Source organism: Cellulomonas fimi (assembly GCF_028527925.1).
Classification (GTDB): Bacteria; Actinomycetota; Actinomycetes; order Actinomycetales; family Cellulomonadaceae; genus Cellulomonas; species Cellulomonas fimi_C.
On sequence record NZ_JAPESW010000026.1, the window covers coordinates 30,128 to 51,839 of the forward strand.

Below are 21,712 nucleotides of genomic sequence, written 5' to 3' on the forward strand. Positions count from 1 at the left end.
GGTCAGGGAGTGCCTGCGGGTCGGCGGCCGTTCAGCGCGTCGTCGATCGCGTCGGCGACCCCGGCGACCGGGTCGTAGGTGGTGGCCGCGGTGGCGAGCGCGTCGAGCCGTGCCCGGTCGGCGTCGAGCACCGCGCGCACGGCCTCGGCGGCGCGGCGGCCGTCGAGGCGCCGCACGCGCACCCCCGCACCGGCCGCGACGATGCGCGCGGCGAAGTCGAACTGGTCGTAGTCCTGCGGGCAGACGACCGCGGGGACGGCGGCGCGGATCGCGCTGTACGTGATGCCGGCGCCGCCGTGGTGCACGACCGCCGCGCAGCCGGGGAGGACGTCGTCGTAGGGGAGGTGGGCGTAGACGTGCACGCGCCCGTCGACGACGAGCGGGTCGGGGGAGCGCCGGTCCGCGTCTCCCAGGCTCACGACGACCGCGTGCCCGGGCAGACCGTCGGCCAGCGCCCGGGCCCGCTCGACGAGTCGGTCCTTGGCCCACGGGAGGTGCGTGCCGAGCGTGACGAGCACGCGCGGGCCGCGGGGGAGCCGCGGCGCGGGTCCCGCCTCCGGGGTGCCCGTGACCGGGCCGACCATGCGGAACGCCGCGGGCCAGTCGCGGTCGAGCTCGAGCTCGGTCATCCCGAGCCCGAGGATGTGCGTCGGCGAGTACGCGGCCTCCGACCCGTCGGCCCGGTAGACGCCCGTCCCGGCGGCGCGGAACGCGGGCGCGAGGACGCCCTGCATCGCCCGCTTGGTCACGCGGGTCGCCGCCCGGCCGGCGGCGTCGCGGACGCGGTGGCCGGCGTGCCGGGCCGGCCCCCAGCCCCCGCAGTACGACGGCGTGCCCGTCCGCGTCTCCAGCGCGAACGGCGTCGGCATGGTCGTGAGCCACGGCAGGCCGTGGTCGAGCGCGACCATGCCTGCGACCGGTGCCGTGAAGTCGGCGAGCACGGCGTCGGGGCGGTCGCGTCGGACCAGCGCGTCGATCTCGGTCCGGACGCGCGGGAGGAGCCGCAGGTTCGCGGCGAGCTGGCGCGTGAGCAGCAGCGGGTTCGACCGGACCGGGCCGTTCGTGTCGGCGATGCGGTCGAAGACGTGCGGGTCGTCCGGCAGGAGCGCGTCGGCGGCGAACCCGTGCTCGCGCAGCAGGCCGACCTTCGTCGCGCCCGTCGCGAACCGGACGTCGAACCCGCGGTCGCGCAGGCCGCGACCGAGCGCGACGAGCGGGTTGAGGTGCCCGGCGAACGGCGGCGCGACCAGCAGCAGCCGGCCGGTCACGACGCGCTCCGTCGACGGGCGTCGCTCTGGCCAGGCGCGGGGGGGCTCAAGGCGACCGGGATCGCCGACGGCGCAGGTCACGGCGGCGTGCGGGATCGCCCGGTGGACCCCAGGGGTTCCGACGAGGCGCCTCACGGCGGCGGCCGCTGCGGGCGACGTGGGCGCCGCGAGGTGGCCGCCCGGCACGACCGCGTCGACGCGGCCGCGGTAGCCCCACCGGCTGAGCAGGTCGCCGGAGCCGCGCACGGCGTGCACGGTCCACGGCCCGCCCGACGGCGGCAGGGTCCCGACCGGCCCCAGGCCGACGACGTGCACGCGCAGCCCGTCGGGCACGACGACCAGCGGTGCGGCGGCGGCGGCCATCCGGGCACCCGTGCTCCCGCAGAGCAGCAGCAGGTCCCGACGTGTCCCGTCGAGCAGCGACTGCAGGTGCCGCGCGGTCTCGCGCGTGAACCCGGTGCCCGCCCGGGCGGCGACCCACTGGGCGGCGTTCCGGGCCGACGCGAGGGCGAGCGGCTCTGCGCGGTACGGCGCGACGGCGCGGTCGGTCCACGGGAAGCCGACGCGCACGGGAGTCCAGCCGTCGGCGGCGAGCGCGTCGAGGACCGCGTCCTGCGCGGGCGACAGGGCGGAGTGCGTCCACGCGCTCTGCCCGGTGAGCCACGCGACGCGGGCGTCGACGACGTCGCCGACGGGGCGGGCCGACGCGTGCGCGTCCAGCCACCTCACGGCGCCGACCCGATCCCGACGCGCACGCTCCGCCCGCGCCACGTCACCGTGCGGGGACCGACCTGCGCGGCGGCGGCCTGGACCGGCGCGAGCACGGCGGCGACCGGCTCGAGCAGCACGCCGAGCCACCCCGCCCCCACGGTGCGCGCCGAGGACGTCGGCGAGGCCGCAGCGTCGTGTGTGCGGTCCGCGGCCTTGGCCTCCCGGGCTGCCGCACCGGTGGGGTCGTCGAGCGCAGGCCGGGTGCGAGCGGGCGGCACCGCGGGGATCGTCGCGTGGACCAGCGACGTCGCGTCGGGCGGCGGCGGGGCGGTCACGCGTCGGCGCAGCGCGCGCGTGACGAGCGCGGAGGCGGCGAGCGCCACGACCAGCGCGGCGACGACGGCGAGGCGGCCGGAGGCGGCCGCGAGCGCGACCGCGACGAGCGGGAGGGCGGTGGGCAGCAGGACGAGCAGCAGGAGCCGCACCGAGAGGTCGCGGCGGACGACCTCGCCGGCGAACAGGAGCCAGCGCCGCACGATCCGCAGGTACGCGGATGCGCTGGGGACGGTCGTCGCGACGATCGCGGGCTGCGCGGTCTGGACGATCCGCAGGCCGTGCGCGCGGAACAGCCTCGCGAGCGCGTAGTCGTCGCACGTCGCGGTCGCGAGCGCGGCGAACCCGCCGACCGCCTCCAGCCGGTCGCGCCGGAGCGCCACCACCATGCCGTTGATGCTGACGGGAGGCCCGACGCGCGCGAGCGGCAGGTAGGTGACGAGCGCCGAGCCGTTGACGAATGCGGCGAGCAGCCGCGACCAGAGTCCGCCCTGCTCGCGGTAGACCGGCACGCCCGTCGCGAGGTCGGCGTCGGCGAGCGCTCCGACGAGCCGCGCGAGCCCGCCCGCGGGGAGCGCGGTGTCGTCGTCGAGCAGCACGACGGTGCCGGTCCGGACGTCGGCCAGCGCGAGCTTGTGGACCTTGGGGTTGACGCCGGGCGCCGGCGGCGGGCACACGGCCACCTCGACGTGCGCGTGATCCGCGGTGGTCATGGCCTGTCCGGCCGCGGCCGTCGCGGCGGCACGTCCGGCCGCGTCGTCGTCGTCGACCAGCAGCACGACCCGCGCGGGCGCGAGCGTCCGGACCGAGGACGCGAGGACGTCGGGCAGCAGCGGGTCGCCCGAACGGACCGCGACGAGGACGGTGACGTCCGCGAGGTCGTCCGGCGACGCGACGGCGGCGGGCGCGGCGATCGCCGCCGCAGCCATCGACCCGCGCACGGCCGCGGTGACGACGAGCAGGGCCGCGACGACGAGCGCGGCCTCAGCCATGCGCGCGCACGAGCCGGTCGACGCTCTCGTCGACCGACACGGCGGGGGCGCCCAGGTCGCGCAGCGTGCGCGTCATGTCGAACGTCTTGGAACGCGACAGCACGGACACGCCGAACCGGGTGATCGGCGGCTCCCGCCAGCCGAGCAGCGTCGCCGACACCTGCTCGCCGGCGCCCGCGAGCCCACGCACAACCGACGGCGGGACGCGGACGGTCCGCGGCCGGGCGCCGAGCCGCGCGAGGATGCCGAGCAGGAACGGGTAGAGGTCGACGGGTTCGGCGTTCGTCAGGTGGTACAGCCCGGTGGCGCCGCGCGCCACGGCCTCGTTGACGTAGTGCGCGGCGGTGTGGACGTCGGTGAGGTCGGTGCGCACGGGCGGCCCGTCGCGACGCTCGAGCACGGGCAGCACGCCGCCCTGCGCGAGCCGCAGGATCCGGGGGAGCAGGACGGTGTCGCCGACGCCGAACACGGCGCGCGGCCGCACGACGACGTGCGGGCCGGGGTAGCTGGCGACGACGCGCTCGGAGATCCGCTTGGTGCGGGCGTACGCGTTGAGCAGCTCGTCGTCGGGCGGGACGGGGCTGTCCTCGGTGAGGTCGTACTGGTCCTCGTCGCGGTAGAGCACGGACGACGACGAGACGTGCACGAGCGGCGGTGCCCCGTGGTCGGCCGCCCACCGTGCGACGTGGCGCGTCGCGTCGACGTTCGCCGCGACGAACGCGCGCGGCGGCGCCCACGGAGACGCCAGCGCGGCGCAGTGCACGACCGCGTCGACGGGCCCCGGCACGGCGTCGTCCGGCAGCGGGAGCGCGAGGTCGTGCCGGACGTAGCCGTCGACGTCGTTGGTCGCGGTCGCCGACCGCCCGAGGCCGACGACCTCCCAGCCGCGCGCGTGCGCGTCGGCGACGATCCGCGTCCCCAGGAAGCCGTTCGAACCGGTGAGCAGGAGACGCATGCCGTGGAGGATACGGCGGGCGTCGCGCCGCCCGGTGCGTCCTCCACAGGCGTGTTCCGCGCAGCCCGGGTGCGCGCGACCCGCCCGCGCGCGGCAGCGCCGCCCCGCCGGCCGGACGCGTCACGTCGACGCGCCCACCGGCGGGACGGCCCCGGTCACCGCCCGAGACGCGTCCAGCGACGCACGGACAGCACGCCGAACACGGTCACCAGCACGACGGGCCAGAGGACCGCGAGCAGCAGCGCGTGCTCCGACGCCCAGCCCGTGCCCGCGACCGTCGGGTTGCCGAACAGGTCGCGCGTCGCGGCGATCGTGGCGGTGATGGGGTTCCACGCCGACAGCGCCTCGATCCACCCCGGCATCGTCGAGATCGGCACGAACGCGTTCGACAGGAACGCGAACGGCCAGACGAGGATCTGCACGGCGGTCACGCCGCCCTGGCCGCGGAACAGCAGCCCGAGCCAGATGCCGAGCCACAGGAACGCGAATCGCAGCAGGAGCAGCAGCCCGACCGCGAGGAGCGCGCTGCCGGGGCCCTCGTGCCACCGCCACCCGACGGCCAGCCCGCCGAGGAGCAGGACGAGCAGCCCGACGAGCGACGAGAGCATGTCGGCGATCGCGCGGCCGAGCAGCACCGCGGACCGGGACATCGGCAGGGACCGGAACCGGTCGGTCACGCCGCGCTGCACGTCGGTGGAGACGGCCGTCATGGTCGACTCCAGGCCGAAGGCCATGGTCACGGCGAGCATGCCGGGGAACAGGAACTCGATGTACCCGCCCGGGACGTCGATCGCGCCGCCGAGCAGGTAGCCGAACATCAGCAGCAGGAGCAGCGGGAACGCGAGGCCGATCATCAGGTCCCACGGCTGGCGACGCCAGTGGCCGAGGTCGCGCAGGGTGACGGTCCAGGCGTCCCGCAGGGCCCACGACGGGCCGCCCGACGGGACGGCCGTCGCGACGGGAGCGGGCACGGTGGTCGTGGTCATCGGGAGACCTCCTCGGCGGTCGCGCTGGCGGTGGGGTCGGTGGCGGAGCCGTCGGCGGTCGCGGCCGGAGCCCCGGTGAGGTGCAGGAACGCCTCGTCGAGGGTCGGTCGTCGCAGGGCGACGTCGTCGACGGGGACGCGTGCGTCGTCGAGCGTGCGGACCACGTGCGTGAGTGCCGCGACCCGGTCGGTGACCGTGGCGGTGACGCGCCGGGTGGCGACGTCGGTCTCGACGTCGGTGCCGACGGCGTCGAGCGCCGCACGCGCAGCGGGCAGGTCGGTCTCGGCGCGGACGACGACGTCGAGCCGGTCCTGGCCGATGGACGCCTTGAGCTCGTCGGGCGTCCCGCGGGCGACGAGCCGGCCGCGGGCGAGCACGCTCACCTGCGACGCGAGCTGGTCGACCTCCTCGAGGTACTGCGTGGTGAGCAGCACCGCGGTCCCGCCGGCGACGAGCTCGCGCACGGACTGCCAGACCTCGCGCCGCCCGCCCGGGTCGAGTCCCGTCGTCGGCTCGTCGAGCAGCAGCACCTCCGGGTCGAGCACGAGCCCGGCGGCCAGGTCGAGCCGTCGGCGCATGCCGCCGGAGTAGGTGCCGACGGGCCGGTCGGCGGCGTCGAGGAGGGCGAACCGGTCGAGCAGCTCGTCGGCGCGGCGCCGGGCGTCGCGCGTGCCGAGGTGCGAGAGGCGGCCGAACATCACGAGGTTGTCGCGTCCGCCGAGGATCTCGTCGACCGCGGCGTGCTGGCCGACGAGACCGAGGCGGCGGCGCGCCTGCGCGGCGTCGCGGACGACGTCGTACCCGGCGACGTGCGCGGTGCCGCCGTGCGGGTCGAGCAGCGTGGAGACGATCCGGACGGTGGTCGTCTTGCCCGCGCCGTTCGGACCGAGCAGGGCGTGGACGGTGCCGTGCTCGACGTCGAGGTCGAGCCCGTCGAGCACGGTCGTGCCGCCGTAGCGGCGGGTGAGGCCGCGGACCCGGACGGCGGGCGCGGCGGTCGCCGCGGTCGCGGTGCCGGCCGCGCGGGTGGTCGGGGATCCGGTGGACGTGGGCATGGGTGGACCTCCTCGGACGGGAGCGCTTATCGTACAGCGTACGACAAGAACGCGCGGACGCCTCCACCTGTTCCCGGCGGGGAGGATGAGGTCATGACCGAGCACACCGGGACCGGCGACCCCGCCCGCAGCATGGCCCTGCTCTGGCGCACGGCCGAGCCCGCCGCCCCGCGCGGCCGCGGCGCCGCCGCCGGGCTGTCCGTGGACCGCGTCGTCGCGACGGCCGTGGCGCTCGCGGACGCCGAGGGGCTCGCCGCGCTCTCGATGCGCCGCGTGGCGACCGAGCTCGGCGTCGGCGCCATGACCCTCTACACGTGGGTCCCCGGGAAGGGTGAGCTCGTCGACCTCATGGTCGACGCGGTGCTGGGCGAGGTCGTCGACGCCCTCGGCGGCCTGGCCGACGAGGCCCCCGCCGAGCCGGCCGCGCACCCGGCGACGGACTGGCGCGACCGCCTGGAGGCCGTCGCCCGCGCCAACTGGGCCGTCTTCGCGCGCCACCCCTGGCTCCTCCAGGTCGCCACGATGGGCCGCCCGCCGCTCGGCCCGAACGTCATGGCGAAGTACGAGGTCGAGCTCCGCGCGGTCGACGGCACGGGCCTCGACGAGGTCACGATGGACGCGGTCGTGACGCTCGTGAACGGGTTCGTCGGCGGGGCCGCGCGCGGCGTGCTCGACCGTGCGCAGGCCGAGCAGGCGACCGGCATCAGCGAGGAGCAGTGGTGGGAGGCGACCGCCCCCTACGTCGACCAGGTCTTCGACGCCGACGCCTACCCGACGGTCGCCCGCGTCGGACCCGTCGCCGGCGAGGCGAACCAGGCCGCGTACGACCCGCACCGGGCGTTCGAGTTCGGCCTCGCGCGGCTGCTCGACGGCATCGCGGTCCTCGTCGACGCCGCCCGCTGACGTCGGACCGGGCCGCCGCCGTCGGGGAGGATGGGCGCATGAGTGCGACCCTGCAGGCCCGCGCCGTGTCGGCCGCGTTCGGCGACCGCGAGCTGTTCTCCGGCCTGGACCTCGTCGTCGCGCCCGGCGACGTCGTCGGGCTCGTCGGGCCCAACGGCGCGGGCAAGACGACGCTGCTGCGCATCCTCGCGGGCAGCCGCGCGCCCGAGACGGGGACGGTCAGCCTGTCGCCGCCGACCGCGCAGGTCGGCTACCTGGTGCAGGAGGTCGAGCGCAAGGACGACGAGACGGTCCGCACGTTCCTCGAGCGGCGCACCGGCGTCGCCGACGCGCAGACCGAGATGGACGACGCGTCGCACGCGCTCGCGGCGGAGGAGCCCGGCGCCGACGACCGGTTCACCGAGGCGCTCGAGCGGTGGATGTCCCTCGGCGGCGCGGACCTCGACGCGCGGCTCGGCGTCGTCGCCGACGACCTCGGCCTGACCGTCGACCTCGACCTGCCCATGACCGCGCTGTCGGGCGGGCAGGCGGCGCGCGTCGGGCTCGCGGCGCTGCTGCTGTCCCGGTTCGACCTGTACCTGCTCGACGAGCCGACGAACGACCTCGACACCGACGGCCTGCACCGGTTGGAGGAGTTCGTCGACCGCGTCCAGGCGCCGGTCGTCGTCGTGAGCCACGACCGCGAGTTCCTCGCACGGACCGTGACGCGCGTCGTCGAGATCGACCGCAGCCTCCAGCGCGTCGCGACCTACGGCGGGTCGTACGACGCGTACCTCGACGAGCGCTCGACGGCCCGCCGCCAGGCGCGCGAGGCGTTCGAGGACTACGCCGCGCGCCGCGACGCCCTCCAGGCGCGGGCGCGCACGCAGCGCGCGTGGATGGAGAAGGGCGTCCGCAACGCCCGCCGCAAGGCCACCGACAACGACAAGAACGTCAAGCACCACCGCGGCGAGACGACCGAGAAGCAGGCGGCGAAGGCCCGCCAGACGGACCGGATGATCGAGCGCCTGGAGGTCGTCGAGGAGCCGCGCAAGGAGTGGCAGCTCCGCATGAGCATCGCCGCGGCACCCCGGTCGGGTGCGGTCGTGGCGACGGCGCGCGCGGCGGTCGTGCGACGCGGCGACTTCACGCTCGGGCCGGTCGACGTGCAGCTCGACTGGCAGGACCGCGTCGCCGTGACCGGCCCCAACGGTTCCGGCAAGTCGACGCTGCTGGCGCTGCTCCTGGGGCGCGTCGCGCCCGACGAGGGGAGCGCGGCGCTCGGTCCGGGCGTGCTCGTCGGCGAGGTCGACCAGGCGCGCGCCGCGTTCGAGGGCGACGCGCCCGTGGGCGACGCGTTCGCGCGCGAGGTCCCCGACTGGACGACCGCCGACGTGCGGACGCTGCTCGCCAAGTTCGGCCTCGCAGGCCACCAGGTCGGCCGCCCGGCCGCGTCGCTGTCCCCCGGCGAGCGCACCCGGGCCGCGCTCGCGCTGCTCCAGGCCCGCGGCGTCAACCTGCTCGTCCTCGACGAGCCGACCAACCACCTCGACCTGCCCGCGATCGAGCAGCTCGAGCAGGCGATGGAGTCCTTCGACGGCACGGTCCTGCTGGTCACGCACGACCGCCGGATGCTCGACACCGTCCGCCTCACGCGCCGCTGGCACGTCGAGGACGGCCGCGTCACCGAGGTGTCGCCCGACTGAGCACGGCGTCCGCCGGGCCGGCCTGGCCCGTCAGGCGCTCGACCCCGCCCTCACCACGCGCTGAGCGAGACCGAGGCGCCCGTCACGACGGACGCGCTGTCCTCGTCGCGGTCGACCGTCGGGTCGACGAACGCGAACACCCCGTGGCCGCGCTCGAGACGCAGGAACACGTGGCACGTGGCGGACTCGAGGTCGGGCGCCACGAGGGTCGGTGAGCAGTCGTGCTCGAGCGTGCCGCTGTCGGTGGCGCCCAGCCGGGCGGCGAGGTCGGCGGCGACGTCCGTGACGGCCCGGTCGACGCCCCAGCAGGCGATGAGGTCGTCGGCGTGGCAGCCGGTCAGCTCGACGGCCCCGTCAGGCGCGGGGAGCGCGGTCGCACGGTCGACGGCCTCCGCCCGGAGGTGCTCGTCGACGACCCGCAGGACCCCGGGCACGGTCACGGCCGCGACCGCGCCGGCGGCGACGACGGCGAGCGGGACGACGAACACCGGCCGCGGAGCGCGCATGCGCAGGTCATCGGCAGTGCGGGCCCCGTCCTTGATCGACGGCCGCTCGGCGGGCTCATCGCCAGTTCGTCAGCTCGCGCCGAGTTCGTCAGATCGCGCCGACGAACTCGACGCGGAGCGACGAACTCGGCGGCACGGGAGAGGGTGGGCGCTGGGGCGGGACCGACGGTCAGCCGGCCGCGACGTCCAGGGCCTGGGTGAGGTCGTCGCGGAGGTCCTCGACGTCCTCGAGCCCGACGGACAGGCGGACGGTCGACTCCGCGATGCCGACGGCGGCGCGGCCCTCGGGGCCGAGCTTGCGGTGCGTCGTCGTCGCGGGGTGCGTGACGATCGACTTGGCGTCGCCGAGGTTGTTCGACAGGTCGATGACCCGCAGCGCGTCGAGGAACGCGAACGTCGTCTTCTTCGCGACGTCGGGCGTCGCGCCCTCGGGGACGCGGAGGTTGAGCGTGACGACCGTGCCGCCGCCGGTCTGCTGGGCGCGCGCGAGGTCGTGCTGCGGGTGCGACGGCAGGAACGGGTAGCGGACGGACTCGATCGCGGGGTGCTGCTCGAGCCACCCGGCGAGCGTCAGGGCGGACGCGGCCTGGTGACGCACGCGCAGGGACATCGTCTCCAGCCCCTTGAGCAGCACCCACGCGTTGAACGGGGACAGCGACGGGCCGGTGTTGCGGATCAGCGTCTGGACGGGCCCGCGCACGTACTCGGTCGAGCCGAGGATCGCGCCGCCGAGCACGCGGCCCTGGCCGTCGATGTGCTTGGTCGCGGAGTACACGACGACGTCGGCGCCGAGGTCGAGCGGCCGGGACAGGACGGGCGTCGCGAACACGTTGTCGACGATCACGGTCGCGCCGGCGGCGTGCGCGAGGCGGGACACGGCGGCGATGTCGACGAGGTCCTGCATGGGGTTGGACGGCGTCTCGAAGAACACGACGTCGGCCGGCGTCGAGAGCGCCTCCTCCCACTGCGACAGGACGTGCCCGTCGACGTAGTCCGTGCGCACGCCCCACTTGGCGAGGATCTCGTCGAAGATCACCACGCTCGACCCGAACAGCGCGCGCGCGGACACGATGCGCGAGCCCTGCTGCACGAGCGCCGCGAGGGCCGTGAACACGGCCGACATCCCGGTCGCGGTCGCGTAGGCGGCCTCGGCGCCGTCGAGCAGGCGCAGCCGCTCCTCGAACGTCGACACCGTCGGGTTGGAGTAGCGCGAGTAGAGGAACCGGTCGACGTCACCGGCGAACGCGGACTCGGCCTGCGCGGCGGAGTCGTACACGTAGCCCTGCGTGAGGAACAGGCCCTCGGACATCTCCTGGAACTCGGACCGGACGAGCCCGCCGCGCACGGCGAGCGTGTCGGGCCGCAGCGTGGAGCGGTCGACGGACCGGTCGTCCCAGTCGCCCGGGCCGGGCACGCGGCCCGGCACGCGGTCGGCGGTCACAGCGTCGTCCAGGGCAGACCCTCGGCGCGCCACCCGACGTGCCCGCGCTGACCGTCGGGGCCGACGTCGCCCTCGAACCCGCGCAGCACGTTGTAGGCGGGGCCGAAGCCCGCGGCGGTCGCGGCCTGCGCGGCGGCGACCGAGCGGACGCCCGAGCGGCACAGGAAGACGACGGGCCGCTCGTCGCCGGGCTCGAGGCCGGCCTCGGCGAGCTCGTCGACGAACCGCGGGTTGAGGCCCTGCGGGGTCGTCCACTCGACGAGCGCCGCGCGGCCGCCGATCTCGGTCGCGTCGGGGATGCCGATCTGCCGCCACTCGGCGTCGGTGCGCACGTCGACGAGCAGGGCGCGCTCGTCGGACGTGAGCAGGTCCCACGCCTGCTGCGGGGTCAGGTCACCGGCGTACGGCATCGCGTTCCTCCATCGGTCCTGGCGGTAGCACCCTCGCCCGGCGGACCGGGGGGTTGCTGCGGCGTCGTCGAGCCAGATCTCTCGGCCGCTCTGGATGGTTGCGGTGATGCTACGCGCGACGACCGCCGCCGCGCCAAGGAGTGGACATCGCGTCCCGTCATCCGAGACGGCTGCCGTGTCCCGTTGACACATCCCCGGCGCCGACGGAACCCTCGTCGTCAGGTCATGAGCGCCAGCGCGAAGCCCCGGCTCGCTGGCCGGCAACCCTCCTCCGCGGTGGGGTGCCCCGGGTGACGACCAGGCCGACCGCCGCCCGGCGGACGGCAAGCGCGGGGGCCGGCGGTGCCGGGTCCCACGGACCCGTGAGGAGCACCATGTCCGTCATCGCCGAGACCACGTCCTGTGCCGAGGTCGACGCCTCGGTGTCGACCCGCGAGCCCGTCGCCGCCCTGCTCCCCGTCGTCGGCGGTGACACCACCGTCCCGCTCGTCGACGGCACCCAGCGTGTCTACGCGAACCTCGACTACGCCGCGAGCGCGCCCGCGCTCGCGTCCGTCGCCGCACGCGTGACCGAGGTGCTGCCGCTCTACGCGTCCGTGCACCGCGGCGCCGGGTACCTGTCGCAGGTCTCGACGGCGCTCTACGAGTCGTCGCGGCAGAGCATCGCGCGGTTCGTCGACGCCCGCCCGGACGACGTCGCGATCATCACGCGCAACACGACCGACTCGCTCAACCTGCTCGCGGGCGTCGTCCCCGCGGGTGGCAAGGTCCTCGTCCTCGACGTCGAGCACCACGCCAACCTGCTGCCGTGGGTGCAGTCGTCGCAGCGGCACGGCAACACCACGACGATCCTGCCGATCGGCCGGACCGTCGCCGACACGCTCGACGCGCTGCGCGCCGAGCTCGCGACCCAGCCGTACGCGCTGCTCACGATCACCGGCGCGTCCAACGTCACGGGCGAGGCGCTGCCGATCGACGAGGTCGTCGCGCTCGCGCACGCCGAGGGCACGCGCGTCGCGGTCGACGGCGCGCAGCTCGTCCCGCACCGCGGGTTCTCGCTCGCCCGCACCGGTGCCGACTACGTCGCGTTCTCCGGCCACAAGACGTACGCGCCGTTCGGCGCGGGCGCGCTCGTCGGCCGCCGCGACTGGCTCGACACGGGCACGCCGTACCTCGCAGGGGGAGGTGCGGTGCGCGACGTGCGCGCCGACCGGACCGTCTGGCAGCCCGCGCCCGCGCGGCACGAGGCCGGGTCGCCCAACGTCATCGGCGCGATCGCGCTCGCGGAGGCCTGCGACCGGCTCGCCGCGCTGCCGGCCGGTGCGCTGCTGGCCCACGAGGAGGCCCTGCGGGCGCGCCTCGTCGACGGCCTGAGCACCATCGCGGGCGTCGAGATCGCGCGCATCTGGTCCGACTCCGCCGACCCGGTCGGGGTCCTCACGTTTACCGTCCCCGGCCACGACCCGGGCCTGGTCGCCGCGTACCTGTCCGCCGAGCACGGCATCGGCGTCCGCGACGGCCGGTTCTGCGCGCACCCGCTCCTCGCGCACCTCGGCTCGTCGGGTGGCGCGATCCGCGCGTCGGTCGGCGTCGGCACGACGAGCGAGGCCGTCGACCGCCTCGTCGACGCGCTGCGCCGCTACCTCGCCGACGGCCCGGCCGCCCGGTACGACGTCGTCGACGCGTGCTGGACGGTCGTCGACGACACCCGCCCGCTCGTGCAGGTCCACGGCCTCGACGCCCTCGCCGCGACCGCGGCCGCCGCGTGCGGCCCGGCCCTCGACGACTGACGCCGCCCCGACGCGCGACGGCTCGGGCGCCCGACGCCTGACGGCCCGGTCCGGCGTGCGGCCCCGTCAGCCGACGACGATGCCCAGGTGGTCGGCGACGAGCGGGGCGAGGTCGAGGAGCTGCTCCTGCGTGATGCGGGCGCCCCGCAGGCCGTCGAGGCCGTCGATGCGTTCGAGCCCGACGACGCCGCGCAGGTCGACGTCCTCGAGGCGCGCGCCGGACACGTCGAGCCGGCGCACGCGGCAGTCGTCGAGCACGACCTTGCGTGCCGTCACGCGTGCCAGGTCCAGCTCGTCGACGACCACCCCGACCAGGCGCACGTCGGCGAGCCGCGCCTCGCGGAGGTTGAGGTAGTCGACCTTGCCGCCGTGCAGCTCGACGCGGGTCCACTCCGACCCGTGCGCCTCCACGGCGCCGAGCCGCGACGCCTCCCAGCGGCAGTCCAGCCACGTCGCCGACACCGCGGACAGCGACCCGGCCCGCACCCGTGTCCACGTCGTGTCGGACGCGCGCGTCCCGTCGAGGCGCACGCCGTCGAGCGAGCAGTCCGTGAAGGTGCACTCGAGGATCCGGGAGTGGGACCCGTCCTGGCCGTCGAGGTCCGCGCCGACCAGGTCGAGCGCGTCGAGGTCGCCGTCGCGTTCCAGCGTGCGGGATTCCATGCGGGCCACCCTGCCACGGCGTGCCAGGCTGCGGGCGTGCTGCACGACGTCACGCTCGCAGGTCATGGTGTCCGGCTGGTCCCGCTCGACGAGTCCCACGCGGAAGGGCTCGCGGCGTTCGTCGACGACCGGGTCTGGGCAGGCATGTCGTCCCCGCTGCCGGTCGGCGTCGACGGCTGGCGCGAGGAGGTCCGGCGCGCGCAGGCGGCGCCCGGACGCCTGGCGCTGGCCGTCCTCGACGCGGCGACCGGCGAGGTGCGGGGCAGCACGTCGTTCTACGACCACGACCCGCACGTCCTGCGCGTCGAGATCGGGCACACCTACTACGCGCCGCGCTGGTGGGGGACGTCGAACAACCCCGCCTGCAAGCTGCTGATGCTCACGCACGCGTTCGAGACGTGGGGCATGGCGCGTGTGGCGTTCCGCGCCGACACGCGCAACACCCGGTCCGTCGCGGCGATCCGGCGGCTCGGCGCGGTGCCGGAGGGCGTGCTGCGCAGCCACCGCCTCGCGCCCGACGGGACGCGCGGCGACTCGGCGTACTTCTCGATCCTGCCCGACGAGTGGCCCGCGGTCCGCGACGGCCTGCTGGCCCGGCTGGCGACCGCACCGTCCGACGCCTGACCCCACCGGCCGTCGGGCCACCGGTCGCCGCGCGCTGTCTCACCCGGCGCGGAGGGTGCGCCGACCGGCGGCCCCGGCAGACTGGGCGCATGCCGGGCAGCGTGCTCCTCCCGCGGGTCGACCGTTCCGCGCTCGACGAGCAGCGCCGTCGCGTCCACGTCCGCGTGCTCGCGTCGCGCACCGTGTGGCTGCTCGCGGTCCTCGGGCTCGTGTCGAGCCTCCTGCGCGGCGTCTGGCGCGACCTCGCGCTCTTCGACGACATCGTCCCGGACGCGGGCACGACGTCGGCCCGCCCCGCGCTCATCACGGTGTCGATCGTCCTGCTGTTCACCGCGCGCGGTCTTCGGCGGGGTCACCGGCTGTCGTGGATCCTCACGCTCGGACTCCTCGTCGCGTCGGCCCTGCTGCACCTCGTGCGCGGGCTCGACGTGCTGTTCGCGGCGGCGGTCGTCGTGGGCGCCGTCTGGCTCGCGACGCAGCGCACGAGCTTCCCCGTGCTGCCGAACCGGCGCGACGTGCGCCGCGCCGTGCTGCTCGTCGTGTTCGCCGTGGTCTTCGTCGTCGTCACCACGGTCGGGCTGGTCGTGTGGGTGCTGGTCAGGGACCCGGGCACCGACGAGGTCGAGCGGCTCGCGCGGGTCCTCAGCCCGGTCGAGTTCGTGCTCGAGCTCGCGTTCCTGCTGACGCTGCTGTGGACGCTCACGTCACCCCGCCGCCCGCGTCGCCTGAACGCGGCGGACCACCGGGAGGAGCGCGAGCGAGCCCGGGCGGTCGTCCAGCGTTGGGGGACCGGGACCCTCGACTACTTCGCGCTGCGCGACGACAAGGACTGGTTCTTCGTCGGCCGGTCCGTCGTGGCGCACTCCGTGCGCGGCGGTGTGGCGCTCGTGTCGCCCGACCCGGTCGGCCCGCCCGAGGAGCGCGAGCAGACGTGGGCCGAGTTCCTCGACTACACCGAGGACTACGGCTGGTCCGTCGCGGTCATCGGCGCCGGGCAGGACTGGCTCGGCGTCTACGAGGCCGCGGGCCTGCGCGTCGTCTACCTGGGCGACGAGGCGATCGTCGACTGCACGACGTTCACGACCGCCGGCGGGTCGCACAAGTCGCTGCGGCAGGCCGTCGGACGTGTCGAGCGCGCCGGCTACACGACGACGTTCCACGACCCGGCGACGATCGACCCGCACCTGCGCGCGCAGATCGAGGCGATGAGCGAGGAGTCCCGTCGCGGCGAGACCGAGCGTGGCTTCTCGATGACCCTGTCCCGCCTGTTCGACCCCGCGGACACGGGCCTGCTCATGTCCGTCACGCAGACGCCGGCCGGACGCGTCGACGCGTTCTGCCAGTGGGTGCCCGCGCCCGCGATCGGCGGCTGGTCGCTCGACGTCATGCGTCGCCGCCTCGACGTCGAGGGCCTGCCCAACGGCATCATCGACACGAACATCGTGCACACGATCGCCGAGCTCAAGGCGCGAGGGCACACGGGCCTCGGCCTCAACTTCGCGGTGCTGCGCGAGGTCCTGGAGAACGAGGACGGCGGCGGGTCGCGCCTCGACCAGCTCACCCGGCCGGTCCTGCAACGGCTCTCGCAGGGCACCCAGATGGCGACGCTCGGGCAGTTCAACGAGAAGTTCGACCCGAGCTGGGTGCCGCGCTACACGATCCTCGACTCGGTCGAGTACGTCGCGACGCAGGCCGTCGTCATGGCCGGTGCCGAGGGGGTCACGGAGATCCCGGTGATCGGGCGCTTCCTCGGGAACGTCGGGCAGCCGACGTGACCTGCGGGCGCACGTCCGGCCCGGCCGCGGGGCGGCCGGCGTGATCGGCTCGCTGCTCGCCGCGGTCGCGTCGTCGGTCGGGTACGGCGTCAGCACGATCGTGCAGGCGGTCGGCGCCCGCCGGGCGCGCGGGCTGGGCGCCGTTCTGCAGCCGCTCGTCGTCGCCGCGTTCGTCCTCGACGGCGTCGCCTGGCTGCTCTCCCTGGCGGCCCTCGACCACCTGCCGCTGTTCGTCGTGCAGGCCGTGATCGCGGCGTCGCTCGTGGTCGTCGTGCTGCTCGCCCGGGTCGTCCTGCACGCGACCGTGCGCCCCCTCGACGTCGCGGCCGTCGTCGCGGTCGTCGCCGCGCTCGTCGTGGTCGCCGCGGCCGGGGGCGAGCAGCCCGCCGTCCACCCGCCCGCGGGCTTCGACGGCACGACGATCGCCGCCGCCGTCGTCGTCGCCGTCGCGACCGTCGCCGCCTACCGGTCCGGACCTCCGGTCCTGCTCGCCGTCCTCGGCGGGCTCGGCTACTCGATCGCCGCGATCGCGGCACGCGCCGCGCACGCCGACGGCGACCTGCTCGACACGGTCCTCCAGCCCCTCGCGATCCCGATCGTCGTCGGCGGCGGCGCTGGTGCCCTCGCGTACCTCCGGGCGCTCGAACGCGGGTCGGTCGGCACGGCGGCCGCGATCGTCTCGGTCATCGAGGTCGTCGTGCCCGGGGTCGTCGGCCTGACGGTCCTCGGCGACTTCGTGCGCGACGGGTGGGCCGTCCCTGCCGCCGCGGCGACCGCCGTCGCGCTCGCGGGGTGCGTGACGCTCGCGACGAGCCCCGCCAACGCGGCCGCCGAGTCCGGCGACGCCCCGGGCGACGACGGCGTGCGCGCCGAGACGCCCACGGGCTAGCGGACCGCGGCGGGGAGACCGTGCGGCCCGTCCCCCGGGACGGGCTGTGCTTGGGTGAGCGCATGAGCCCAGCGCACGAGCCCGGCGAGGCGACGCTGTCGGGCGACACGTCGCTCGTCCTGCCCGAGTTCGACGACCCGCCGCGCGAGCCGATGCCGCTGGTGCGCGCGTGGTTCGACTCCGCACGGGAGCGGGGTCTGCGCGAGCCGTTCGCCGCGACCCTCGCCACCGTCGACGAGCACGGCGACCCGCGCACCCGCACCGTCCTGCTCAAGACCGTCGACGAGCACGGACTCGTGTTCGGCAGCTCGACGACGAGCCGCAAGGGCCGCCACCTCGCGGCCCGCCCGCGCGCCGCCCTCACGGTCTACTGGCGCGAGACGCTCCAGCAGGTCAACGTCACCGGCGCGGTCGAGGTGCTGCCCGACGACGTCGCCGACACGCTGTTCGCCCGCCGGACGCGCGACGCGCAGGCCGCGACGGCCGCCTCTCGGCAGAGCCGTCCGCTGACCTCCGAGCCGGACCTGCGCGCCGAGGCCGCCCGGCTGGCCGCCGCCGAGGGACCCGTCGTGCGGCCGGCCGACTGGGTCGCCTACCGCGTCGTCCCCGACGCCGTCGAGCTCTGGTACGGCAGCCCCGACCGCCTCCACCGCCGCCTCCAGTACGTCCGCATGGGCGCGACGTGGGAGGCCACCCGCCTCCAGCCCTGATCGCACGGCGAGCAGTCGTCGCCGGGAGCGGGGAGCGGACGCGCGTCGACGACGCAGACCGTGGAGCGCCGGCCTGCCATGGGCCCACGGTCCCGGCTCCGCACGTGCGGCTCGGGCAGACTGGCCGTCCAGGCTCGGGACACGCGGCCGGTGGAGCACGACGGTGTGGGGTACCCGTGGCGCAGTCGTCTCGCGAGTTCGGTGTGCTGTACCTGGCGGCGTCGACGACGCGCGCCTCGGACGCCCACGTCGCCGGGCCGTTCGCGACCGCGGCCGAGGCGCACGTCGCGGGCGTCTCGCGATGCCAGCGCGACGGCGGCGACTACATGCTGATGGTGCGCGCCGAGCCCGACGGTCCGTGGCGCTCGACCCGCGGGGAGACGCCCCGGGAGGTGCTGCGTCGTCGGCGACGCGAGGCCGTCGTCCGGTCGGAGCGGACGTGGACGTCGAGCGGGCGTGGCGTGGCCTGGGACTGGTGGCGTCGACGGGCTGACGGGCCGCAGTAGCGTCCCCCACCCGGGCGACTCACCCGCGCGACACCTTGAACCGGTGGCCGCGCGCGCCGATGGGTCAGGCATGAACCGCGACCCGCACCTGAGCCTGCGAGGTGAGCTCTCCCTGCGCCGCGACCGGCACTGGATGGTCGGCTACGCCGCGCTCGTCATGTGCCTGCCGGCGGTGATGGCGCTCGTGCGCGTCCCGTCGGTGACGGGGAAGGGGGCCGTCGTCACCGTTGCGATGGCGCTCGCGTTCGTCGGGCTGGTGCGGCTGCGGTGCGCGCGTCAGCTGGAGCGGATCCTCGACGAGTCGACGCCGCTGCGCACGGACCTCGGCGAGGACGTCGACCACTGACGGAGCGGGCGACGCACGATGGTTCGCCCGGCCCGGCAGCGGACGGGGTCAGCGCCGGACGACCGTGCCCGTGAGGTAGGGCTTGCCCGTGCGGGCGTCCCAGCCGGCGAACGTCGTGGTGCCGTCGCCGTCGGGGGCGACGCGGACGGTCACCGTGCCGGGCAGCAGCGCGGGCTTCGCGAACTCGACGGACCATGTGAACGCGTCGCCGCGCGTCGCCCCGACGTCGGCCAGCGCGCGGGCGGCGGTGTACATGCCGTGCGCGATGGCGCGCGGGAACCCGAGGGCCTTCGCGGAGACCGCGGACAGGTGGATCGGGTTGTGGTCGCCGGACACGGCCGCGTAGCGGCGACCGGTGTCGCCCGCGAGCTTCCACCGCCCGGTCGGCTGCGGTGCGACGAACTCGGACCGCTCGTCGTCGTCGGTGGGCCGGCCCGCGAGCCGGACGCCCTTCGCGAGGTACGTCGAGACGCCCCGCCAGACGAGCGCGTCGCCGACGCGGACCTCCGCGACCAGGTCGACGGTCGTGCCCGCCCGGTGCGGACGCAGCCCCTCGGCCCACGCGCGGACGTCGAGCACGTCGCCCAGGGTCACGGGCGCGTGCTGCACCACGTGGTTCGCGACGTGCACGAGCCCGAGCAGGGGCAGCGGGAAGTCGGGCCGCACCATGACGGCGAACGCGACGGGGAACGCGAGCACGTGCACGAACCCGGCGGGCAGCCGGTCCGACGCGGACTCCCCGACGAGGTGCTGGTACGCCGTCAGGTGGTCGGCGTGGGCGCGCACGCCTCGCACCTCGTGCACGACGTCGGGCAGGTTCGTCGGCGCCCGGCCGACGCGGCGGGCGACGGCCAGCCGACCCGTCGCCGCCGCGCCGCGCGCGTAGAGCCCGCCGAGCGAGGGGACGGCGGGCAGGACGACCGTCGTCACCGGCCCACCAGGTTCTGCCCGCAGACGCGCAGCGTCTCGCCCACGACGCCACCCGCGGCGGGGGACGCGAGGAATGCGACCGCCTCGGCGACGTCGACGGGCAGGCCGCCCTGCTGGAGCGAGTTGAGCCGCCGCGCGACCTGCCGCGTGACGGCGGGGATGCGCGCGGTCATCTCGGTCTCGATGAAGCCCGGCGCGACCGCGTTGGCGGTGCCGCCGAACGGGACGAGGAGCGGCGCGGTCGCGCGGACCATGCCGATGACGCCGCCCTTCGACGCCGCGTAGTTGGTCTGGCCGCGGTTGCCCGCGATGCCCGACGTCGACGCGAGCGAGACGATGCGCGGCGCGTCGGTGAAGTCGCCCGACGTGAGCAGCGCCTCGTTGATCCGCAGCTGGCTCGCGATGTTGACCGCCAGCACGGACTCCCACTTGTCGGGGGTCATGTTGGCGAGCAGCTTGTCGCGCGTGATGCCGGCGTTGTGCACGACGACGTCGAGCCGCCCGTGCCGCTGGAGGGCGTGCGCGAGGATGCGCGCGCCTGCGTCGTCGGCCGTGACGTCGAGCTGGAGCGCGGTGCCGTGGATCTCGTTGGCGACGGCGGCGAGCTGCTCACCGGCCGCGGGCACGTCGACCGCGACGACGGTCGCACCGTCGCGGGCCAGCGTCTGCGCGATCGCCTTGCCGATGCCGCGCGCGGCTCCGGTCACGACCGCGACGCGCCCGTCGAGCGGCAAGTCCCACGACGCCGGCAGCGCGCCCGCGTCCGACGCGACGGTCAGCAGCTGCCCGTCGACGAACGCGGACCGCGCGGACAGGAAGAACCGCAGGGCGCCGAGCACGGACGGCGCGGTCACGGGCACGCTCTCGCGCAGCACGACCCCGTTGCCGGTCGCCCCGCCGCGCAGCTCCTTGGCGAGCGACCGCAGCAGCCCGTCGACGCCCTGCCGGGCCGCGGCGAGCGCGGGGGCGTCGTCGACGCCCGCCTCGCGCGAGACGGTGACGACGCGGCCGCCGCGCGCGAGCCCCTTGAGCGTCCCGGCTGCCGCGAGGACGGGTTCCGCGAGCTGGTCGGGGTGCGTCACGCCGGTGAGCACGAGCACGACGGCCGCGTACCGGGTGTCCGGGTTCGCGTGCCGGTGCACCTCGAGGTCCCAGCCGTCGAGGACCGTCGCGCCGGGCGCGCCGCCGGCCGGGCCGGACAGCACCGCGGCGAGCGCGTCGGCGTCGTCGTCGCGACCCAGCACCAGGACGGGCCCGTCGACCAGCGGGGAGCCGGGACGGTGGCGGCGCAGCGGCGTCGGCTGGGGGAGCCCGAGCTGCTTGGCGATCTTCTTCGTGACGCCGCTGTTGACGAGGTTGAGGTAGGTGTCGGTCATGGTCACGCCGCCTCGAGGATCGCGGTGAGGCCCAGCCCGCCGGCCGCGCACACGGACACCAGCGCCCGCACGGGGCGCCCTTCGGCCTGCTTGCGCCGGTGCAGCTCCTTGCTGATGGTGGCGACGATCCGCCCGCCCGTGGCCGCGAACGGGTGGCCCGCGGCGAGCGAGGACCCGTGCACGTTGAGCCGCGCCCGGTCGACGGACCCGAAAGCCCCGTCGAGCCCGAGCCGCTCCTTGCCGAACTGCTCCGACTCCCACGCGGCGAGCGTCGTGAGGACGGTCGACGCGAACGCCTCGTGGATCTCGACGTAGTCGAGGTCGTCGAGCGTCAGGCCGTTGCGCGCCAGCAGGCGCGGGACCGCGAAGACCGGGGCCATGAGCAGCCCGTCGACGCCGTGCACGAAGTCGACCGCCGCGGCCTCGGCGTCGACCACGACGGCGAGCGGCGTGAGGTCGTGCGCGGCGGCCCACTCGTCCGAGCCGAGCAGGACGGTCGACGCGCCGTCGGTGAGCGGCGTCGAGTTGCCGGCGGTCATCGTCGCTGGCGTGTCGAGCCCGAGCCCGAACACGGGCTTGAGCTTGGCGAGCTTCTCGAGCGAGGTGTCGGGGCGCAGGTTGCCGTCGGTCGTCTGGCCGCGGAACGGCGTGACGAGGTCGTCGAAGAACCCGTCGGCCCACGCGGCGGCGAGGCGCTGGTGCGACGCGAACGCGATCTCGTCCTGCGCCTCACGCGTGATGCCCCACTGCGCGGTGGTCAGCGCCTGGTGCTCGCCCATGGACAGGCCGGTGCGCGGCTCGTCGGTGCGCGGCGCGGCGGGCGCGAGGTCCTTGGGGCGGAGACGCGACGCGACGGCG

Annotated in this window: 21 protein-coding genes and 2 riboswitches; of the genes, 9 read left to right on the forward strand and 12 right to left on the reverse strand. The window is 75.7% G+C overall.

What is annotated here, in order from left to right; genetic code table 11:
• Positions 1-2: 2 nt before the first annotated feature.
• The 5 genes from OMK64_RS13045 to OMK64_RS13065 form a co-directional block, all read right to left on the reverse strand.
• Positions 3-1,997 (reverse strand): glycosyltransferase, encoded by a 1,995-nt coding sequence (locus OMK64_RS13045; RefSeq protein WP_272728808.1) that lies wholly within the window; start codon positions 1,995-1,997, stop codon positions 3-5.
• Positions 1,994-3,304, reverse strand: coding sequence for a glycosyltransferase family 21 protein (locus OMK64_RS13050; protein ID WP_272728809.1), 1,311 nt, complete (start codon positions 3,302-3,304; stop codon positions 1,994-1,996). The genes OMK64_RS13045 and OMK64_RS13050 overlap by 4 nt, the downstream gene beginning before the upstream one ends.
• On the reverse strand, positions 3,297-4,259 hold the full coding sequence (locus OMK64_RS13055; protein WP_272728810.1) for an NAD-dependent epimerase/dehydratase family protein: 963 nt from the start codon (positions 4,257-4,259) through the stop codon (positions 3,297-3,299). The genes OMK64_RS13050 and OMK64_RS13055 overlap by 8 nt, the downstream gene beginning before the upstream one ends.
• Positions 4,260-4,414: 155 nt before the next feature.
• Positions 4,415-5,245 carry an ABC transporter permease gene (locus OMK64_RS13060; RefSeq protein WP_272728811.1) on the reverse strand — a complete coding sequence of 277 codons (831 nt, stop codon included), beginning with the start codon at positions 5,243-5,245 and terminating at the stop codon, positions 4,415-4,417.
• Positions 5,242-6,300, reverse strand: coding sequence for an efflux ABC transporter ATPase subunit, DrrA-related (locus OMK64_RS13065; RefSeq protein WP_272728812.1), 1,059 nt, complete (start codon positions 6,298-6,300; stop codon positions 5,242-5,244). Before OMK64_RS13065 ends, OMK64_RS13060 begins: the two co-directional genes overlap by 4 nt.
• 93 nt (positions 6,301-6,393) lie before the next feature.
• Between OMK64_RS13065 and OMK64_RS13070 the strand changes: the two genes are divergently transcribed.
• The gene (locus tag OMK64_RS13070) at positions 6,394-7,203 is read left to right on the forward strand and encodes a TetR/AcrR family transcriptional regulator (RefSeq protein WP_272728813.1); all 810 of its coding nucleotides are present in this window, start codon (positions 6,394-6,396) and stop codon (positions 7,201-7,203) included.
• A gap of 38 nt (positions 7,204-7,241) precedes the next feature.
• On the forward strand, positions 7,242-8,888 hold the full coding sequence (locus OMK64_RS13075) for an ABC-F family ATP-binding cassette domain-containing protein (RefSeq protein WP_272728814.1): 1,647 nt from the start codon (positions 7,242-7,244) through the stop codon (positions 8,886-8,888).
• A gap of 50 nt (positions 8,889-8,938) precedes the next feature.
• Here the strand turns inward: OMK64_RS13075 and OMK64_RS13080 are convergent, their stop codons facing one another.
• The 3 genes from OMK64_RS13080 to OMK64_RS13090 all read right to left on the reverse strand — a co-directional run bounded on the left by OMK64_RS13080 (position 8,939) and on the right by OMK64_RS13090 (position 11,245).
• On the reverse strand, positions 8,939-9,394 hold the full coding sequence (locus tag OMK64_RS13080) for a hypothetical protein (protein ID WP_272728815.1): 456 nt from the start codon (positions 9,392-9,394) through the stop codon (positions 8,939-8,941).
• Positions 9,395-9,563: 169 nt separating this feature from the next.
• Positions 9,564-10,808 carry an O-succinylhomoserine sulfhydrylase gene (locus OMK64_RS13085; RefSeq protein ID WP_374694097.1) on the reverse strand — a complete coding sequence of 415 codons (1,245 nt, stop codon included), beginning with the start codon at positions 10,806-10,808 and terminating at the stop codon, positions 9,564-9,566.
• A gap of 23 nt (positions 10,809-10,831) precedes the next feature.
• Complete coding sequence (locus tag OMK64_RS13090; protein ID WP_272728816.1) at positions 10,832-11,245, reverse strand: rhodanese-like domain-containing protein; 414 nt, start codon at positions 11,243-11,245, stop codon at positions 10,832-10,834.
• 6 nt (positions 11,246-11,251) lie between these two features.
• Positions 11,252-11,346: riboswitch (SAM riboswitch) on the reverse strand.
• A 120-nt stretch (positions 11,347-11,466) separates the two neighbouring features.
• Positions 11,467-11,581: riboswitch (SAM riboswitch) on the forward strand.
• Positions 11,582-11,619: 38 nt separating this feature from the next.
• Between OMK64_RS13090 and OMK64_RS13095 the strand changes: the two genes are divergently transcribed.
• On the forward strand, positions 11,620-13,035 hold the full coding sequence (locus tag OMK64_RS13095; protein WP_272728817.1) for an aminotransferase class V-fold PLP-dependent enzyme: 1,416 nt from the start codon (positions 11,620-11,622) through the stop codon (positions 13,033-13,035).
• 66 nt (positions 13,036-13,101) lie between these two features.
• Here the strand turns inward: OMK64_RS13095 and OMK64_RS13100 are convergent, their stop codons facing one another.
• Entirely contained in the window at positions 13,102-13,698 is a 597-nt protein-coding gene (locus tag OMK64_RS13100; protein WP_272728818.1) for a pentapeptide repeat-containing protein, read from the reverse strand.
• A gap of 36 nt (positions 13,699-13,734) precedes the next feature.
• Here OMK64_RS13100 and OMK64_RS13105 point away from each other — a divergent pair, with 36 nt between their 5' ends.
• The 6 genes from OMK64_RS13105 to OMK64_RS13130 all read left to right on the forward strand — a co-directional run bounded on the left by OMK64_RS13105 (position 13,735) and on the right by OMK64_RS13130 (position 18,548).
• A complete protein-coding gene (locus tag OMK64_RS13105; protein WP_272728819.1) occupies positions 13,735-14,322 on the forward strand; it encodes a GNAT family N-acetyltransferase in 588 nt (195 codons plus the stop codon).
• Between the two features lie 89 nt (positions 14,323-14,411).
• On the forward strand, positions 14,412-16,097 hold the full coding sequence (locus OMK64_RS13110; RefSeq protein WP_272728820.1) for an MprF family protein: 1,686 nt from the start codon (positions 14,412-14,414) through the stop codon (positions 16,095-16,097).
• Between the two features lie 40 nt (positions 16,098-16,137).
• A complete protein-coding gene (locus OMK64_RS13115; protein WP_272728821.1) occupies positions 16,138-16,986 on the forward strand; it encodes a hypothetical protein in 849 nt (282 codons plus the stop codon).
• Between the two features lie 62 nt (positions 16,987-17,048).
• A complete protein-coding gene (locus OMK64_RS13120; RefSeq protein WP_272728822.1) occupies positions 17,049-17,696 on the forward strand; it encodes a pyridoxal 5'-phosphate synthase in 648 nt (215 codons plus the stop codon).
• A 176-nt stretch (positions 17,697-17,872) separates the two neighbouring features.
• A complete protein-coding gene (locus OMK64_RS13125; RefSeq protein WP_272728823.1) occupies positions 17,873-18,202 on the forward strand; it encodes a hypothetical protein in 330 nt (109 codons plus the stop codon).
• A gap of 70 nt (positions 18,203-18,272) precedes the next feature.
• The gene (locus OMK64_RS13130) at positions 18,273-18,548 is read left to right on the forward strand and encodes a hypothetical protein (RefSeq protein ID WP_272728824.1); all 276 of its coding nucleotides are present in this window, start codon (positions 18,273-18,275) and stop codon (positions 18,546-18,548) included.
• A 48-nt stretch (positions 18,549-18,596) separates the two neighbouring features.
• Here OMK64_RS13130 and OMK64_RS13135 read toward each other — a convergent pair whose 3' ends face one another.
• From OMK64_RS13135 to OMK64_RS13145, 3 genes are all read right to left on the reverse strand, one after another.
• Positions 18,597-19,478: a MaoC/PaaZ C-terminal domain-containing protein gene (locus OMK64_RS13135; RefSeq protein ID WP_272728825.1), complete on the reverse strand. Its 882-nt coding sequence runs from the start codon at positions 19,476-19,478 to the stop codon at positions 18,597-18,599.
• Entirely contained in the window at positions 19,475-20,854 is a 1,380-nt protein-coding gene (locus OMK64_RS13140) for a 3-oxoacyl-ACP reductase (RefSeq protein WP_272728826.1), read from the reverse strand. The genes OMK64_RS13135 and OMK64_RS13140 overlap by 4 nt, the downstream gene beginning before the upstream one ends.
• 2 nt (positions 20,855-20,856) lie before the next feature.
• Positions 20,857-21,712, reverse strand: an 856-nt coding sequence (locus OMK64_RS13145; protein WP_272728827.1) for an acetyl-CoA C-acyltransferase, incomplete at its 5' end; no start/stop codon positions are given.